This is a genomic window from Mesorhizobium sp. ZC-5 (assembly GCF_025753855.1).
Taxonomy (GTDB): Bacteria; Pseudomonadota; Alphaproteobacteria; order Rhizobiales; family Rhizobiaceae; genus Neomesorhizobium.
Window position 1 is genome coordinate 58,853 of record NZ_JAOWPT010000015.1, and the last position, 15,369, is coordinate 74,221.

15 protein-coding genes are annotated in these 15,369 nt (G+C 63.8%); 6 read left to right on the top strand and 9 right to left on the bottom strand.

Annotation, left to right across the window (positions count from 1 at the left end):
* Positions 1-68 precede the first annotated feature (68 nt).
* Positions 69-404: a hypothetical protein gene (locus OHD58_RS26715; RefSeq protein ID WP_263806671.1), complete on the bottom strand. Its 336-nt coding sequence runs from the start codon at positions 402-404 to the stop codon at positions 69-71.
* Between the two features lie 69 nt (positions 405-473).
* Positions 474-854 (bottom strand): YkvA family protein, encoded by a 381-nt coding sequence (locus OHD58_RS26720; protein WP_263806748.1) that lies wholly within the window; start codon positions 852-854, stop codon positions 474-476.
* A 226-nt stretch (positions 855-1,080) separates the two neighbouring features.
* Between OHD58_RS26720 and OHD58_RS26725 the strand changes: the two genes are divergently transcribed.
* On the top strand, positions 1,081-1,311 hold the full coding sequence (locus OHD58_RS26725; RefSeq protein ID WP_263806672.1) for a hypothetical protein: 231 nt from the start codon (positions 1,081-1,083) through the stop codon (positions 1,309-1,311).
* 27 nt (positions 1,312-1,338) lie between these two features.
* Here the strand turns inward: OHD58_RS26725 and OHD58_RS26730 are convergent, their stop codons facing one another.
* Together OHD58_RS26730 and xth are read right to left on the bottom strand one after the other, a co-directional pair.
* Positions 1,339-1,743, bottom strand: a complete 405-nt coding sequence (locus OHD58_RS26730; protein ID WP_263806673.1) for a hypothetical protein — start codon at positions 1,741-1,743, stop codon at positions 1,339-1,341.
* 51 nt (positions 1,744-1,794) lie between these two features.
* Complete coding sequence (gene xth / locus OHD58_RS26735) at positions 1,795-2,601, bottom strand: exodeoxyribonuclease III (RefSeq protein ID WP_263806674.1); 807 nt, start codon at positions 2,599-2,601, stop codon at positions 1,795-1,797.
* A 128-nt stretch (positions 2,602-2,729) separates the two neighbouring features.
* On the opposite strand from xth, the gene OHD58_RS26740 reads away from it, so the two are divergent.
* A complete protein-coding gene (locus tag OHD58_RS26740) occupies positions 2,730-4,214 on the top strand; it encodes a nucleobase:cation symporter-2 family protein (protein ID WP_263806675.1) in 1,485 nt (494 codons plus the stop codon).
* A gap of 142 nt (positions 4,215-4,356) precedes the next feature.
* Complete coding sequence (locus OHD58_RS26745) at positions 4,357-4,713, top strand: hypothetical protein (protein WP_263806676.1); 357 nt, start codon at positions 4,357-4,359, stop codon at positions 4,711-4,713.
* On the opposite strand, the gene OHD58_RS26750 is transcribed toward OHD58_RS26745, so the two are convergent.
* Both OHD58_RS26750 and erpA read right to left on the bottom strand, forming a co-directional pair.
* The gene (locus OHD58_RS26750) at positions 4,710-5,615 is read right to left on the bottom strand and encodes a DMT family transporter (protein WP_263806677.1); all 906 of its coding nucleotides are present in this window, start codon (positions 5,613-5,615) and stop codon (positions 4,710-4,712) included. The two genes, OHD58_RS26745 and OHD58_RS26750, sit on opposite strands and share 4 nt — an antisense overlap.
* A gap of 158 nt (positions 5,616-5,773) precedes the next feature.
* A complete protein-coding gene (gene erpA / locus OHD58_RS26755) occupies positions 5,774-6,121 on the bottom strand; it encodes an iron-sulfur cluster insertion protein ErpA (RefSeq protein ID WP_263806678.1) in 348 nt (115 codons plus the stop codon).
* A gap of 75 nt (positions 6,122-6,196) precedes the next feature.
* Between erpA and OHD58_RS26760 the strand changes: the two genes are divergently transcribed.
* From OHD58_RS26760 to OHD58_RS26770, 3 genes are all read left to right on the top strand, one after another.
* Complete coding sequence (locus OHD58_RS26760; RefSeq protein WP_263806679.1) at positions 6,197-7,414, top strand: deoxyguanosinetriphosphate triphosphohydrolase; 1,218 nt, start codon at positions 6,197-6,199, stop codon at positions 7,412-7,414.
* Between the two features lie 61 nt (positions 7,415-7,475).
* Positions 7,476-9,233 (top strand): arginine--tRNA ligase, encoded by a 1,758-nt coding sequence (gene argS, locus OHD58_RS26765; RefSeq protein ID WP_263806680.1) that lies wholly within the window; start codon positions 7,476-7,478, stop codon positions 9,231-9,233.
* 103 nt (positions 9,234-9,336) lie between these two features.
* Positions 9,337-12,990 carry an SPOR domain-containing protein gene (locus OHD58_RS26770; RefSeq protein ID WP_263806681.1) on the top strand — a complete coding sequence of 1,218 codons (3,654 nt, stop codon included), beginning with the start codon at positions 9,337-9,339 and terminating at the stop codon, positions 12,988-12,990.
* Between the two features lie 98 nt (positions 12,991-13,088).
* Here the strand turns inward: OHD58_RS26770 and OHD58_RS26775 are convergent, their stop codons facing one another.
* From OHD58_RS26775 to OHD58_RS26785, 3 genes are all read right to left on the bottom strand, one after another.
* Positions 13,089-13,688 (bottom strand): NADPH-dependent F420 reductase, encoded by a 600-nt coding sequence (locus tag OHD58_RS26775; protein ID WP_318528298.1) that lies wholly within the window; start codon positions 13,686-13,688, stop codon positions 13,089-13,091.
* A gap of 26 nt (positions 13,689-13,714) precedes the next feature.
* Complete coding sequence (locus tag OHD58_RS26780) at positions 13,715-14,482, bottom strand: SDR family NAD(P)-dependent oxidoreductase (protein ID WP_263806682.1); 768 nt, start codon at positions 14,480-14,482, stop codon at positions 13,715-13,717.
* 63 nt (positions 14,483-14,545) lie between these two features.
* Entirely contained in the window at positions 14,546-15,280 is a 735-nt protein-coding gene (locus OHD58_RS26785; protein WP_263806683.1) for an SDR family NAD(P)-dependent oxidoreductase, read from the bottom strand.
* Positions 15,281-15,369 lie beyond the last annotated feature (89 nt).

The window sequence follows — 15,369 nt, forward strand, 5'->3', positions numbered from 1 at the left end:
CGACATGCATCAAATCAAGGAATTTAAAGCGCGGCCGCCGAATCCTATTCGGCGCGACACGCTTTAGCCTATTCGATGGCCGCCTTGCGGTGATGGTGCGATGCGCCTGTAGCCGGCGGATGGGCATGATCGCGCAGCACGTCGAGCGCCGCCGAAACCCACGATCCACCGGCCGCACCGGTTGCAGCGCTCGGGCAGCCGTCCTGCACTTTCTTCCACGATGAATTGTTGAGTTCCATGCCGCAGCGGGCGAGTTGCGTGCCGCCCGGCAGTTTCAGGCAGGCAAGCTGTCCCTGCTCGAACTGGCGGCCATTGGCCCGGCACTGGCACTCGGCGGCGGCCGGCACTTGCGAGGCTGCAAGAGCCGCAAAGGCAATCAGGCAGGATCCCGTCAACGCCTTCATGGGCCGAGATTACCATGCCGGCTCACGACTTGCACGAGGGATCGGGTGGCGTACGGATCTGTATGAAATTCAGCGACCGCGATGCGGCCAGAAAAACCAGGCCAACCATGCGGCTGCGACAACCCAGACTGCCACGATGAACAGCAACCCCGCACGGCTTGTGGGGCGCTGTTCGCTGCGGACCGCCTGCTCGCGGAACTCGGCAAACAATGTCGCCGGAATGAGCTTTATCGCCAGCAGGATGCCGAGCGGCACGATGATCAGGTCGTCCAGGTAGCCGAACACGGGAATGAAATCCGGTATCAGGTCGATCGGGCTCAGCGCGTAGGCGGCAACGGCAGCGGCCGCGAGCTTCGCATGCCAGGGTACCCGCGGATCGCGGGAAGCCAACCAGAGTGCAACCACGTCCCGCTTGATGTTTCGCGCCCACGCCTTCAGCGAGGAGAGCATCGTTGCACCGCCACCCATTGCTGCTTCCGCGCTTGGATCGAAAGCAGCCATTATAGGTTTCCCGCAAGCCGTCCGGCTACCACTTTCAACAGGGCGGCGACGAGTGAGGGTCTACTGATGAGTTGTTGCCGGGTTGGTGCTGGCAAGCGATCGTCCCGACTTGCCTTTGCTCCGCATTTTCGTGTTTTCGTCGGTCAGCCGCTCATAGCGGACACCGGAGAAAATGATGACGACGGCGCTTGCGGAACCACCGCGCCTCCGCAAATTCCTGCCGCCTCGTTTCGGCTCGAAGTTCAAGATGTCACCCACGCCGCGTCTCCTCTTCCAGATCAGCGTCCGCGCGATTGTCTCGCGCGTATTCACACTCCCTTGTTTCGGGGAAGCCGTATGTGATTTTTCGCACAAAGGTATCGGTGGCAGTAAAATTCGAAGCCAAACGCCGTCGGGTTTCATATGATAGATCGCAAGCAGCCGCCGGCCGACATCACTCCTCGGCGACCGCACACTCCTTCTCGTCCATCCACAATTTCCAGAAGACGATCCTCCCGGCTGCGTCGACCTCCAGGATCATGTTCACCGTGCCTCTTATCGAAGCGGCCGAGAAGGAAGCATGGTCTGGCGCTCCCGGCGCCGCGAAGTTGAGGCTGGTAAGATCGCCGAAGTGCCTGGTGCATTGGGTGAGCAGGTTCGATAGATCTCCGTCCGAATATTGTTCCGACAGCGCCGGCGACAGCAGCGCGCGAAACGCCCTTGCATCGTGGGACCGGTATGCGTGAAAGGTCTGCTGCGCGATCCGATAGAGAGGATTGGTTTCGAAGGCCTGGCTTGCCGGCGTGCCTGCCAGCGACGCCACAACGCAAATTGCCTGGAATGCAGGGACAGGCTTCATGCAGCATGCCCGGATAACAGGTGTAGGCGACTGCTGCGATTATATAATTGATCAGGCCGCCTGAAGCGACAGTTCGATCGCGGTCGGTACGTGGTCGGAGGGCTTTTCCCAAGCGCGGACATGCTTTTCGACCGAGGCCGAGGCAAGCCGGTTGGCGGCTTCCGGCGACAGCATCAGATGGTCGATGCGGATGCCGTTGTTCTTCTGCCAGGCGCCGGCCTGGTAGTCCCAGAACGTGTAGACGCCCGCCGCGTCGGTCGTCGCGCGAACCGCCTCGGTGAAGCCGAGGCTGGTCAGGCGGCGGAAGGCCTGGCGGGTTTCCGGCTGGAACAGCGCGTCGGTGACCCAGTTTTCCGGAAACCGCGCGTCGATCGCCTCGGGAATGACGTTGTAGTCGCCGGCCAGCACCATCGGCTCTTCGAACTCCAGCCGCTCCGCCGCCCAGCGCTCCAGCCGTTCCATCCACGCCAGCTTGTAGGAGAATTTTTCCGTGCCGATCGGGTTGCCGTTGGGCAGATAGAGCGAGACGACGCGCAGCGCGGTCTTCTTGCCCTTGTCGTCCTTGATCGAGAACACGCCTTCGATGAAGCGCGCGTGGTCGTCGGCGTCGTCGCCGGGCAGCCCGCGGTTCACCTCGTCGAAGGGCAGCTTCGACAGGATGGCGACGCCGTTGAAGCCTTTCTGGCCGAGCGTTTCGACATTGTAGCCCAGCGCCTCGATCTCAAGCCGTGGAAACTGGTCGTCGGCTGACTTGATTTCCTGCAGGCAGACGATGTCGGGCGCGCTTTCGGTGAGCCAATGCAGCAGGTTGCCGATGCGGGCCCTGACGCCGTTGATGTTCCAGGTCACTATTTTCATGAAAATCACGCGACTATTTCAATTAATTCTTGGGTGGTGGAATCCACCTTGCGGAACGATCCTGCAATATCCTTCAAGCGAAGGGAACCCGGCCAGGGAACCGCCGGGCAAATAATGGGAACACCGTCATGTCATCAACCACGCATCCCGTGGACGAGGTGCTGCCAGCGCCGCGTCTTGCCGCGCTCGGCATCCAGCATGTCCTCGTCATGTATGCCGGCGCCATCGCCGTGCCGCTCATCGTCGGTCGCGCCCTCAAGCTCGATCCCGAGCAGGTCGCCTTCCTGATTTCCGCCGACCTGTTCGTCTGCGGCATCGTCACCATCATCCAGTCGCTCGGCGCCACGCAATGGTTCGGCATCAAGATGCCGGTGATGATGGGCGTCACCTTCGCCGCCGTCGGCCCGATGGTCGCCATCGCCAACACCAATCCCGGCCCCGACGGCGCCCGCATCCTGTTCGGTGCCATCATCGGCGCCGGCCTGATCGGTATCGTGATCGCGCCGCTGGCCAGCCGCATGCTGCGCTTCTTCCCGCCTGTGGTGACTGGAACCATCATCGTGGTCATCGGCGCCTCGCTGATGCGCGTGGGCATCAACTGGATTTTTGGCACGCCGGTCGGCCCGACCGCGCCGCGGCTGGTAGCGCCCGAACATGCGGAGTGGCTGAAGCAGGTTACCGAAATGGCCGGCGCTGCCGGCTCCACCATTCCCGCCATTCCGGCAAAACTGGCGCTGGCGCCGACGGTGGAGAACGCCGCTTATGCGCCGCTCTCCAACATCGCGGTATCGGCGGTGGTGCTCGCCTCGATCCTGCTGATTGCCAGGTTCGGCAAGGGTTTTGTCGCCAACATCGCGGTCCTGCTCGGCATTATCATCGGCGGTGTCCTGACGGCCGCACTCGGCATGATGCATTTCGACAAGGTCGCCGACGCGCACTGGTTCGCGCTGATCACGCCGTTCCGCTTCGGCATGCCGATCTTCGATCCGGTGCTCATCCTCACCATGACTTTGGTGATGATCGTCATATTGATCGAATCGACCGGCATGTTCCTGGCGCTCTCCGACCTCACCGGCCGCAAGATCACCCAGCCGAACCTGTCGGCGGGGCTCAGGACCGACGGTCTCGGCACCGTCATCGGCGGCATCTTCAACACCTTCCCCTATACCAGCTTCTCGCAGAACGTCGGCCTGGTCGGCGTCACCGGCATCAAGAGCCGCTTCGTCTGCGTGGCCGGCGGCGTCATCCTGGTCATTTTCGGCCTGGTGCCCAAGATGGGCGCGCTGGTCGAAGCCTTGCCGACCTTCGTCCTCGGCGGGGCAGGGCTGGTGATGTTCGGCATGGTCGCCGCCACCGGCATCCGCATCCTGTCCAATGTCGACTTCAAGACGCAGCGCAACAACATGTTCGTCGTCGCCGTATCGGTCGGCCTCGGCATGATCCCGCTGGTCGCGCCCGACTTCAAGATGTGGCTGCCGCACGCCATCCACCCGCTGGTCGAATCCGGCATCCTTCTGGCGACCATCTCGGCGGTCTTGCTCAATGCCTTCTTCAACGGGACGCGCGTCGAGGAAGCCGAAGTGCGCGAAGCGGCGATGGCAGCAGAGGCGTGATAGATTGACGCCAGCACGGATTGCTCAAACCCAGGTAATCCGTGCTGGCCTCTTAACGCATGGAGCAGCGTGAATTGCAAAGCATGGCCTTTGCAGCCATACCTCCCGTTGTAGTAGTCGAAATAGACGGAGGAAACACGGAATGCGTGTTTTGGTCTTCATGCCTTTCTTGGTGCTCGTTGGGTTTTTGATGGGCTGCACGACAGGCAACGGGAATGCCGGTCAAACGCAAACTGCCGAAAACAAGGCGCAGTGTGCCGGCTTTGGCTTTGAAGAGGGCACGGATGCTTTCGCCAACTGTTTGATGAAGCTTTCATTGCGGCAGCAGGGCCAACTGCCCCCCGATCACGATACAGTCGTTCGCCAGTATAAGTCCCTTAGTATGGCTCGGCAGGGCGATGATCGCTATCCCGTATGCTCCGCCGCTGACATGGACAATGAACTTGATACCTCGGCCAACAAGTGGGTAGGCCCCAATTGCCAGATGGCATCGGATTAATTCAATAATGCCACTCGCTTCCTGCTTGGCATCGTCATGGCAACCACCCCGGCGATGACGCTGACCAGCCCGATGCCGGCGGTGGTGGTCACCGTCTCGCCGAGGAAGACGACGCCGATCGCCACGCCGACCGGCACCCTGAGATAGGCCTGTGCAGTGGCGCCGACCGAACCCAGCGTGTGGATCAGCCGGAAATAGATGGCAAAGGCGAGCGCCGTCGAGAACACCGAAAGCGCCGCGAGCGCCAGCATGGAGTCCAGGGACGGGCTGAGCGTCCATGGCCGGTCGATGACGAGGCTCAGCGGAATGAGGATGACGGCGCCGCATATCAGCGAACCCGCCGCCGGCATCATCGGGTCGAGGCCCTTGAAGCTCTTGCCGAAGATCGCCGCGCCGGCGTAGCAGATTGTCGCCGCGATGACGGCGAGCTGCGCCCACAATTGCGCGCCGAGGCCGTCCAGCGCCTGCATGCCGATGATCAGGCAGACGCCGGCCAGCCCCGCCGTCACGCCGAACAGCTTTCGCGCCGTTACGGATTCGTGCCGGGTGATCAGTACGGTCAGCAGGAAGGCGAAGATCGGCGTCATCGAGTTGAGGATCGCGGCCAGCCCGGCATCGATCGAACGTTCGGCCCAGGCGATCAGCGTGAAGGGAATGGCACTGTTCAGGCACGCCTGGAACAGGAATTTTCCCCAGGTCGCGGCATCGAGCGGCAGTTTCAGCCCGCGCCAGCGCAGCACCGCCAGTAGAAGAATCCCGGCGATCAGCGTGCGCACCGCGATCAGGGTTATGGGCGGTATGGTTTCGACCCCGATCTTGATGAAGGTGTAGGAGGCACCCCACAGGCTCGCCAACGCGACAAGCAGCGCAAGTTCAGTCGTCTGGTTGGTCTTGGCAGGCATCGCGGCGCATCCCCGTGGCGTTTCGATGCGCAGTGTCTAGCGCGCCACCGCGGGGTGATGTTTCGATGCCGGCCGAAGTGTCGTGCAGCGACGTCCAGGCCTTGCGACAGCAAAAGCGGCACCAGGCGCCGCTTCAAATCAGGTAAGTGGAAAAAGAATCAGACGGAAAAGCTCGTCCCGCAGCCGCAGGAGGCAACCGCGTTCGGGTTCCTGATCTGGAACGACTGGCCCATCAGGTCGTCGACAAAGTCGATCACCGAGCCGCCCATGTAGATCAGCGACAGATCGTCGATCAGCACGGTGGCGTCGTCCTTTTCGATGGCGACGTCGTCGTCGTTGCGGGTGTCGACTAGGTCGAACTTGTAGGAAAAGCCGGAGCAGCCGCCGCCTTCGACGGAAACGCGCAGGGCCGTCTTGCCCGGTTCGCCGGCAACGATCTTTGCGATGCGCATCGCTGCGGCATCGGTCATGTCGACTTTCATGGCGGTCTTGGCATCCGCGCCCATCGGCGTCACCTTGCTTTCGTCTCTGTACCATAGGTATGAACGGGCGAGGGGCAAGTCAACCGGCGGCATTGGCGGATGGAATCGGCAAAGCTTGGCGATATCGGCTTCGGCTACCGGCCGCGCGCGCCCTATGCCTGCGATCCGGCGGCCTCGCGCGGGCGTTTCACCGACGAGGTCGAGAGCCCGACCCGCACGCCGTTCCAGCGCGACCGCGACCGCATCATCCATTCAACCGCGTTCCGCCGGCTGAAGCACAAGACGCAGGTCTTCGTCGCCCACGAGGGCGACCATTACCGGACCAGGCTTACCCACACCATCGAGGTGGCGCAGATTGCCCGCGCTCTGGCGCGCGCGCTCCGCTGCGACGAGGATCTGGCCGAGGCCGTGGCGCTGGTCCACGATTTCGGCCACACGCCGTTCGGCCACACCGGCGAGGATGCGCTCAACGACAAGATGGCGGCGTGGGGCGGCTTCGACCACAACGCCCAGTCGCTGCGCGTGGTGACCAGGCTCGAGCGCCGCTACGCCGAGTTCGACGGCCTGAACCTCACCTGGGAGACGCTGGAAGGTCTGGTCAAGCACAACGGCCCGCTGACCGACGCCAGGGGCAAGGCGCTGAAGGGCCCGGTGCCGAAGACCATCATCGACTATTCGATGCTGCACGACCTCGAGCTCGACCGTTTCGCCAGCCTGGAGGCGCAGTGCGCTGCGATCGCCGACGACATCGCCTACAACACCCACGATATCGACGACGGTCTCAGGGCAGGGCTGCTGACGCTGGAGATGCTGGAGGACGTGCCGCTGTCGGGTGAAATCCTGAAGGGTGTGCGCGAGCGTTACCCGGCGCTCGACCCGGTCCGGACCGGCCACGAGCTGATGCGCCGGCAGATTACCTACATGGTCGAGGACGTCATCGCCACCGCCGCACAGAACATCGCCGCGATCGACCCGCAAAGCGTTGCCGACGTGCATGGTGCCGGCCGTACCATGGTGACGTTCTCGCCGGAGATGGCGGCGGCGGAGAAGACGCTGAAGGCGTTTCTCTACAAGAACCTCTACCGCGCCGACGAGGTGATGCGGGTGCGCGCCGACGCCGAACAGGTGGTGCGCGACCTCTTCGACGCCTATTTCGCCGACCCCGCGGTCATGCCGGAAGGCTGGCGCGAAATCCTCGGCCGCGCCGAGGATCGCATCAAGGCGCGCCATGTCGCCGACTTCCTCGCCGGCATGACGGACACCTATGCGCTCAAGGAACACCGGCGCTTGTTTGACCACACGCCCGATTTGAGTTAGGCCGAGCCCAGTTTTCCGGGCCTTTCGCCCGGTACATTCCGAAATTTTCTGGGCCTTGATGATGAATATTTTCGCCGATTTCAATGAGCGGATCAAAAAAATCGTCCAAACGCTTGATCTGCAAGCCAAAGATGGCGGTGCGCTCGATCTGTCGCGTATCGCCGTCGAGCCGCCGCGCGACGCCTCGCACGGCGATCTGGCGATCAATGCCGCGATGGTGCTGGCCAAGCAGGTCGGCGAGAACCCGCGCGCGCTTGCCGAACGCATCGCGGCGGAACTGAAGAACGACGCCGATGTCGCATCGGTCGATGTCGCCGGCCCGGGCTTCGTCAATCTGCGCCTCGCCGACGGTTTCTGGCAGGCGCAGCTCGCCGGCATGCTCGATGCCGGCACCGATTACGGCCGCTCGACCATCGGCAACGGCCGCAAGGTCAACGTCGAATATGTTTCCGCCAATCCGACCGGCCCGCTGCATGTCGGCCATTGCCGCGGCGCCGTCGTTGGCGACGCATTGGCCAACATATTGGCCTTCGCCGGCCACGACGTGACCAAGGAATATTACATCAACGATGCCGGCGTGCAGATCGGCGTGCTGGCGCAGTCGGTGTTCCTGCGCTACCGCGAGGCGCTCGGCGACAACATCGGCGAGATCCCGTCCGGCCTCTATCCCGGCGACTACCTCGTCCCCGTCGGCCAGGCGCTGGCGCAGGAATATGGCCGCAACCTGCTGCAGAAGCCGGAAGACGAGGCGCTGTCGCTGATTGCCGACCGCACCATCGACGCCATGATGACGATGATCCGCGAGGATCTGGCGCTGCTCGACGTGACACAGGAGGTGTTCTTCTCCGAGCGCAAGCTGCACGCCGACAACGCCAGGGCGATCCGCTCGGCGATCACCGACCTGACCATGAAGGGCCATGTCTACAAGGGCAAGCTGCCGCCGCCCAAGGGCGAGAAGAACGACGACTGGGAGGACCGCGAGCAGACCCTGTTCCGCTCCACCGATGTCGGCGACGATATAGACCGCCCGCTGGTCAAGTCCGACGGCAGCTACACCTATTTCGCCGCCGACGTCGCCTACATCAAGGACAAGCTCGACCGCGGCTTCGACGACCTGATCTTCGTGCTCGGCGCCGACCACAGCGGCTACGTCAAGCGCATGGAGGCGCTGGCCAAGGCGGTGTCGGGCGGTTCGGCTTCGCTCACCATCCTGATCTGCCAGCTCGTAAAACTCTACCGCGACGGCGAGCCGGTCCGCATGTCGAAGCGGGCGGGCGAGTTCGTCACGTTGCGCGACGTGGTCGAGGAGGTCGGCCGCGACGCGATCCGCTTCATGATGCTCTACCGCAAGAACGACGCCTCGCTCGACTTTGACTTCGCCAAGGTGACGGAGCAGTCGAAGGACAACCCTGTCTTCTACGTCCAGTACGCCTCGGCGCGGACGCATTCGGTGTTCCGGCAGGCGAGGGAGCAGCTCGGCGACCTGCCGTTCGACCGCGCTTCGCTGAAGGCCGAGGCTCACCGGCTGACGGACGAGGGCGAGATCGCGCTGATCAAGAAACTCGCCGAGTATCCGCGCCTTATCGAGAGCGCGGCGCTCGCGCACGAGCCGCACCGGCTGGCATTTTACCTCTACGATCTGGCCAGTACTTTCCACGCGCACTGGAATCGCGGCACCGAAAATGTCGACTTACGTTTTGTTAAGGTTAACGACCCACAATTGACCCTTGCCAGACTAGGGCTGGTGCAGGCCGTTTCGGATGTCTTGACGTCCGGCCTGGCGCTTGTCGGTGCCGATGCGCCGATTGAAATGCGCTAGGAAAACCGCGGGTTTCCTGTCACCATTTCCCCACATTGCGCTGGTAGGGCCAACCCCAAGTGACGTCGCCGGCGTCCGACTGAGTGTGAGTGCGGAAAAGACCATGGCAGACAGAAACCAGCTGAAAAAAGCCGTTGATTCCCATATTTCCGATGACGATCCGTTCGCTGAACTGACGCGCATCATGGGGTTCGACCCACGCGAGCCCGTCGCGCCGAGAAAGCCGGCCGCGGTTGAAAAACTCGCCGCGTTGCATGCGGAAGAGGTCGATCTCTCGCTCGATCTCGAAAAGGAATTGATGGGCGAGTTCGCTGGCTTGGACGAAGATGTTCAAGCGACGGTTCAGGAGGCGGCCCAGGCGGCGCCAAAGCCGGCGGCCGTATCGCAGCCGGCGCCCGAAGCGGCGGCCGACGATACGCTGACCGAAGATTTCGATTTCGTCTTCGACGCCGACCTTGTTGCCCAGGAGCACGACCCGGCGCTTGTCGCTGCCGCCGACAAGGCGCTGGCCGACGAGCTTCATGCCGCGTTCGCGGACGATGCGGCTGACGAATCAGTTGCCGCTGAAACCGTTGCAACCGGCTTTGCCGGCGAAATTCCGGCGGACGACACTGTCGAAGCTGTGGATGACGCCGCCGTCACTGGTGAGGTTATCGCGCAGGAAGCGCCCGCCGAAGAAGATGAAATTGTCGCCCAGGAAGCGCTGGCCGAAGAGTTTGAAACAGCCTTCGTCGACGAAATGGTGGCGGAGGAGCCCGAAATGGTGGCCGTGCAACCCGTTGCGGTTGCCGAAGCCGTCGACAGTCTCGAAGACCAGGCGCCGCTCGGCGAACTGGAGGTTGCTGAGGACTTCGTCCAGGCGGCCGAAACCGCCGAAGAGCCGGTCCTGGTGGACCAGCCCGACGACACCTTTGCCGCGCATTTCGACGATCACCTGGCGGCGGAAGTCATTGCGGAGCCTGTCGCCGCCGCGCCGGAGCCGGTATTCGAGCCCGAATTTGCCGCCGAAACGGAACTTGAAGCCGAGCTTGAAGTCTCCGAACCGGAGGCTGGGCCTGTCGCGCAAAGCCAGGAATCCGAGGACGATGGCGACGTGCCGCTGATCCCGCTCGGCGCCGCGCGTGATTTCGCCAGTGCCGACGATAACTTCGCGCCGGTCGATATCGATTTCGACGCCGAACTCGACAAGGAGCTGGCGCAAACGCTCGATGCCGGCGCCGCACAGCCCGTCGAGCATGACGATGATTACGACCTCGAGGCCGAACTGAGCGCGCTGCTCGGCAAGAGCACGTCGGTTGCGACGCAGGTCGCCGCGCCGCTGATTGTCCAGCCTTCCGTTGCAGAACAGGAGACGGCCTTCGCGGATGAGGAAACCGCCGACGAGCCGTTGGTGTCGCTCGACGACGACTGGTCGGTCGACGGCGACGATCCCTTGCCGATGGTCGCCGAGGCCCATGAAAGCGAAGTGCTCTCCGCGCAGCAGTACGACGAAGCGGCTATTGAGCAGCAGGATTTCGAGCCGGAAGCTCCGGTTCTTTACTCCGGGCCACAGGCCGATGTGCCGGCCATGGCGGACGATGAAGGCGAAGCCGGGCAGGGCGGCTACGACCAGCCGGAATATGACGCGCCTGCCTATGCCTCGTCCGAGCAGGAGCCGCATCTGGAGGCGGCTTCCGACGATGACGAAATCGATCCATTGAGCGAATTCGTCGTCGAGCAGGAACTCCAGGCCGAGCTTGCCGAACTGGATGGCGACCTTGATCTCGCCCTCGATGACCTGGTCCTGGACGATGAGCCCGCACACGCCGCCGAAGCACAGGTTCATGCGCCCGAGCCAGCGGCCCCGGCAGCCGAAGTTCAGGCTGCCCCGGTTGAAATAGCCCGGCCGGTCGTGGCGAAAGCCCCGTTCGTGCCAGTTCCGGCCCCGAAGGCGCCGGAACCGCGCGCCGCCGAGGAAGAAGAAGATCCTTTTGCGATGCTTGCCGCCATGGTGCGCGAGACGCACCCGGTCGCACCGCCGACAAACTTTGCGCCGCCGGCAAGCTTTGCGCCGGCCAGCATGAACCATCAGGATCCATCGCGGAGCAATGCTCCCACAGCGAGCGAGAGCCCAGCAGTGCCGACCACCGAGTATCAGTACCAGAACCATTCCTACACCGGCGCCGCCCGTACGCCCGCGGCCGCCCCGGACATCGACACCATGGACGTGCCGGAGAAGGCCGTTGCGCTGGCCGACGATCTCGACATTCCGGATATCGCCTTTGAGGACGACCAGCCGCTTGCCGCCGACTTCGACGATTTCGAAGCCGAACTGGCGAGCGCGTTCCACCAGTCGCCGCCCATGTCGGCGCAGCCGGCACCGGAACCGGTCCGCGAAGCTGCGCGCGACACCTATCAGCACGACTATGCGCAATATCAGCAGCCAGCCGCGCAGCCGAACTACTATGACAGTGCAGCCGCGGCGACAGCGGCAGCCGCCTACGCCGCGACGCGGCCGGCCACGGCCGACAACTATGCCGACGAACGCTATGGCGATTTCGACAACACTGCTTTGCCGGGCAGCCAGGCGTCCGGCCAGTATCAGGCCGTGGCCGACGACGACGATCTCGCCTACGACCCGGAGCTCAACGAGGACATGTCGATCGCGGCCTATCAGGACGTTGCCGAAGGCCGTTCGTCGGGCAACCGCCGCAACCTGATGATCGCCGCGATCGTCGGCGGCGTCGTGCTGATCGGCGGCATCGGTGCTTATGCGCTGTCCGGCGGCAACGGTTCGGGTACGCCGGCGCTTGTCCGCGCCGACACCGATCCGGTCAAGGTCAGGCCTGAAAACCCGGGCGGCACCAGCGTGCCGAACCAGGACAACAAGGTCTTCCAGACCATGAACGGCAAGGACACGACGGGTGCTCCGACCCAGGAGAAGCTGATCTCGGGCATGGAAGAGCCGGTCGACATGGCCGCCCGCGCCGAACCGCGTGTCGTCACTCCGCAGCCAGCGAACGAAGACGGCGAGGATCTTGCCGAGGATGCGCCGCTGATGGCCGACGACGAGGCGATGGCGAACGATCCGGTCGCCGCCGAGATCGCTGCGGCGCCGAAAGGCGAAGATCGCGTCGCCCCGTCCGCTGAAGAGCCTGCCACCAACAGCGAAACTCTGGCGGTCACGCCACGCAAGGTGCGCACCATGGTGGTCCGCTCCGACGGCACGCTGGTTCCGAGCGAGGAGCCGGCGCCCCAGCCGCAGCAGGCCGAGGAAACCACGGCTTCGGCGCTCGAGCCGGATGATCCGGCAACGAGCCTGAGCGACCCGATTGCCCCGGAATCGACCGGATCGCTGACGCCTTCGGCCGCCGCGCCCGCAACCCCGGCACCTGCCGCGGCCGCTCCGGCTGCCCAGTCCGGCATGCCGGCTTCCGGCCCGGTCGCCCCGTCGCGTCCGGCCGACCAGCCGGTGGATGTCGTCGGCGAAGTGAAGCCGCAGCAGGTCGCTGCAGCCAGCGGTGCGGCCGCGGCCGGCGCCTGGTCGGTGCAGATCGCCTCGCAGCCGAGCGAAGCCGCCGCCCAGTCGAGCTACCAGGATCTCTCCCGCCGCTACGGCAGCGTGATCGGCGACAAGGGCGTCAACATCGTCAAGGCCGAGATCGCGGGCAAGGGCACCTTCTGGCGGGTCCGCGTGCCTGCCGGCTCACGCAACGATGCCATCTCGCTCTGCGAAAGCTACAAGGCGGCCGGCGGCAACTGCTTCGTCTCGAAGTAACCGGAGCCAATCGTTTTAGAAGGGCGCGGCTTTGGCCGCGCCCTTCTTCTTTTTTGGCGCCAGGCAAGCACCAGCTCTGACAGTGGACCGTAAATCCGCTACTGCTCCTTCTTGAACAAATCCTGGAAGATCAACTGACCCCAGGTGCGACCGCGCGCGTGCACCAGCGCGCCACCCTCGTTGAGCTTTCCCAGCCTGACGGGTGCGAACCCGAGTTGTTTGGCCAAGGTCGCCACGGGAGCGATCGCGTCCTCGTCGTCACCAGACAGAAAGACGACCCGGTGGCCGCCCTCGACGATCGGATCGGCAGCAAGCGTGGCCGCAATCAGGTGATTGAACCCTTTGACGAATTTCGCGCCGGTGAACGCCTTCGCGACGAAGGCGGAGGACAGGAGGCCGTCCATCTCCTCAAGGGGAATCAACGCGTTCATCGCGTCGATGACCGTCTTGCCTTTCCAGTTCGGGAGGGCCTTCGCAACCTCGCGATGCTCCCCGAACGGGACCGCTAGGATGATCGTGTCGGCCTCGAGTGCATCGCGCAGCGACTTGGCGACGACCTTGGGTCCGATCGCCCGAGCCTGCGGCGCCAACGCCTCGGGCGGCCGGCGGCTCGCGATGGCCACCTCGATGTTCTTACGGGCAAAGGCCTTGGCAAGAGCTTGGCCTATTTTGCCGAAGCCGATGATTGCGTAGCTCATGATATTCTCCTTGGTTTTTCGCGCGGTCAGAGTTTGTAGCCGCCGCTCGCCTCAATCGTCTGGCCGGTCACCCAGTGGCCTTGATCAGAAGCCAGGAACGCCACGACGGCGGCAATTTCCGAAGGCTCGCCAAAGCGCCCCAGTGCGATTTCGGCCTCGACCGCCTTTACGAGTTCGGGATTCTCCCGGAAGACGGCGTTCGCGTCCGTTCGCGTGTAGCCCGGCGCGACGGCGTTCGCGGTAATTCCGCGCGGCCCCAGTTCGGATGCGAGCGCATGGGTCAGGTTGTTGATGGCCGCTTTGGCCATCGAGTAAATGGGCGCGGCTGTCACGGGCTTCGTGGCGGCGGCGGAAGAGATGTTGATGATGCGTCCGCCGTCGGCGAGACGATCCAGAGCGGCCTGAACGATGAAGAAGGGCGCGCGGGCGTAGACCGCGATCAGGGTGTCCCAACTGTCCGGCGTCGCGTCTTTAAAGCCAACAAAGCCAGAATTGCCGGCGTTGTTGACCAGAATGTCGAGGGACTTGCTTCCGTTGCGCTTGGTGAACTCGTCGCCGAGTCTCTCGAACAAGGTCGGGACGGTCGCCGGATCGACGAGGTCCGCGTGGATCGCGAACGCAGCGCCTCCAGCTTTCTCGATAGCCGCGACCACCTCGTCTGCGCCGGATTTGCTGGCGTTGTAGGTCAGCGCGACCGTCGCTCCATCCTTTGCAAGACGTTCGGCGATGGCGCGGCCAATGCCCCGCGATGCCCCGGTAACGAGAGCAGTTTTTCCTTTAAGAGGTCGTTCCATCTGATTTTCTTCCTGGATGTGTGCTTGATCGGGTTACTGGAGTAACCGGCCGGGCGTTGGCCGTCAGAGTTGCGCCAGGCCGCCGTCGACGGCGACTTCGCTGGCGGTCATGAAGCTGCTGTCCGGTGACGCGAGAAAGGCGGCCACCGCTCCGATCTCCGCCGGATCAGCCATGCGCTGGAGCGGATTCATCGAGGCGAAGACCTTCATGCCCTCCTCGCCCACTGCTTCCTTCGCGAGTTCCGTCGCCGTCGGTCCGGGCGACAGCACGTTTACCCGGATGCCGGTGCCTTTCAGGTCCTCCGCCCAGGTCCGCGCGAGGTTGCGCACTGCCGCCTTGCTCGCGCTGTAGGTGCCGAATGCCGGCGCGCCCGTGGTGCCGGCGCTCGATCCGGTCAGGATGATCGAACCGCCCTGGCCCATCAGCGGCAGCGCCTTCTGGACTGTGAAGATCGTACCCTTCACATTGGTGTCGAAGGTTTCGTCAATGTGCTCGGCGGTGATCTCGCCGAGCGGAAGCAAGCTCCCCGTCCCGGCATTGGCGAAGACGATGTCGAGGGTTCCGTGCTTGGCCTTCACCGCCGCGTAGAGTCGGTCGAGGTCGTCGAGATCGGAGACCGAGCCCTTCACCGCGCGGGCATTGGGCCCGAGTTCGGCCACAGCGGCATCGAGCGCTTCCTGGCGGCGACCGAAGATGAAGACGAAGGCGCCCTCTTCGATGAAGCGCTTTGCTGCGGCGAGACCGATGCCGGTGGCGCCGCCTGTGATGACTGCAACCTTACCTTCTAGCTTTCCCATGACTTCTCCTTTTCGTGGTGTCGGGACAGCATCTGCCTCCGAGGACCTCGAAATGGGTCCGCGGGCGTCAGGTGTTCAGTGCGGAAGCG

Excerpts from the sequence above, each read along its gene's own strand:
- OHD58_RS26770 (WP_263806681.1), top strand. The coding sequence starts at position 9,337 with ATGGCAGACAGAAACCAGCTGAAAAAAGCCGTTGATTCCCATATTTCC.
- xth (WP_263806674.1), bottom strand. The coding sequence starts at position 2,601 with ATGAAAATAGTGACCTGGAACATCAACGGCGTCAGGGCCCGCATCGGC.
- OHD58_RS26760 (WP_263806679.1), top strand. The coding sequence starts at position 6,197 with ATGGAATCGGCAAAGCTTGGCGATATCGGCTTCGGCTACCGGCCGCGC.
- OHD58_RS26720 (WP_263806748.1), bottom strand. The coding sequence starts at position 854 with ATGCTCTCCTCGCTGAAGGCGTGGGCGCGAAACATCAAGCGGGACGTG.
- OHD58_RS26780 (WP_263806682.1), bottom strand. The coding sequence starts at position 14,482 with ATGGAACGACCTCTTAAAGGAAAAACTGCTCTCGTTACCGGGGCATCG.
- OHD58_RS26725 (WP_263806672.1), top strand. The coding sequence starts at position 1,081 with ATGACGACGGCGCTTGCGGAACCACCGCGCCTCCGCAAATTCCTGCCG.
- OHD58_RS26715 (WP_263806671.1), bottom strand. The coding sequence starts at position 404 with ATGAAGGCGTTGACGGGATCCTGCCTGATTGCCTTTGCGGCTCTTGCA.
- OHD58_RS26775 (WP_318528298.1), bottom strand. The coding sequence starts at position 13,688 with ATGAGCTACGCAATCATCGGCTTCGGCAAAATAGGCCAAGCTCTTGCC.
- OHD58_RS26740 (WP_263806675.1), top strand. The coding sequence starts at position 2,730 with ATGTCATCAACCACGCATCCCGTGGACGAGGTGCTGCCAGCGCCGCGT.
- argS (WP_263806680.1), top strand. The coding sequence starts at position 7,476 with ATGAATATTTTCGCCGATTTCAATGAGCGGATCAAAAAAATCGTCCAA.
- OHD58_RS26730 (WP_263806673.1), bottom strand. The coding sequence starts at position 1,743 with ATGAAGCCTGTCCCTGCATTCCAGGCAATTTGCGTTGTGGCGTCGCTG.
- OHD58_RS26750 (WP_263806677.1), bottom strand. The coding sequence starts at position 5,615 with ATGCCTGCCAAGACCAACCAGACGACTGAACTTGCGCTGCTTGTCGCG.
- erpA (WP_263806678.1), bottom strand. The coding sequence starts at position 6,121 with ATGGGCGCGGATGCCAAGACCGCCATGAAAGTCGACATGACCGATGCC.
- OHD58_RS26785 (WP_263806683.1), bottom strand. The coding sequence starts at position 15,280 with ATGGGAAAGCTAGAAGGTAAGGTTGCAGTCATCACAGGCGGCGCCACC.
- OHD58_RS26745 (WP_263806676.1), top strand. The coding sequence starts at position 4,357 with ATGCGTGTTTTGGTCTTCATGCCTTTCTTGGTGCTCGTTGGGTTTTTG.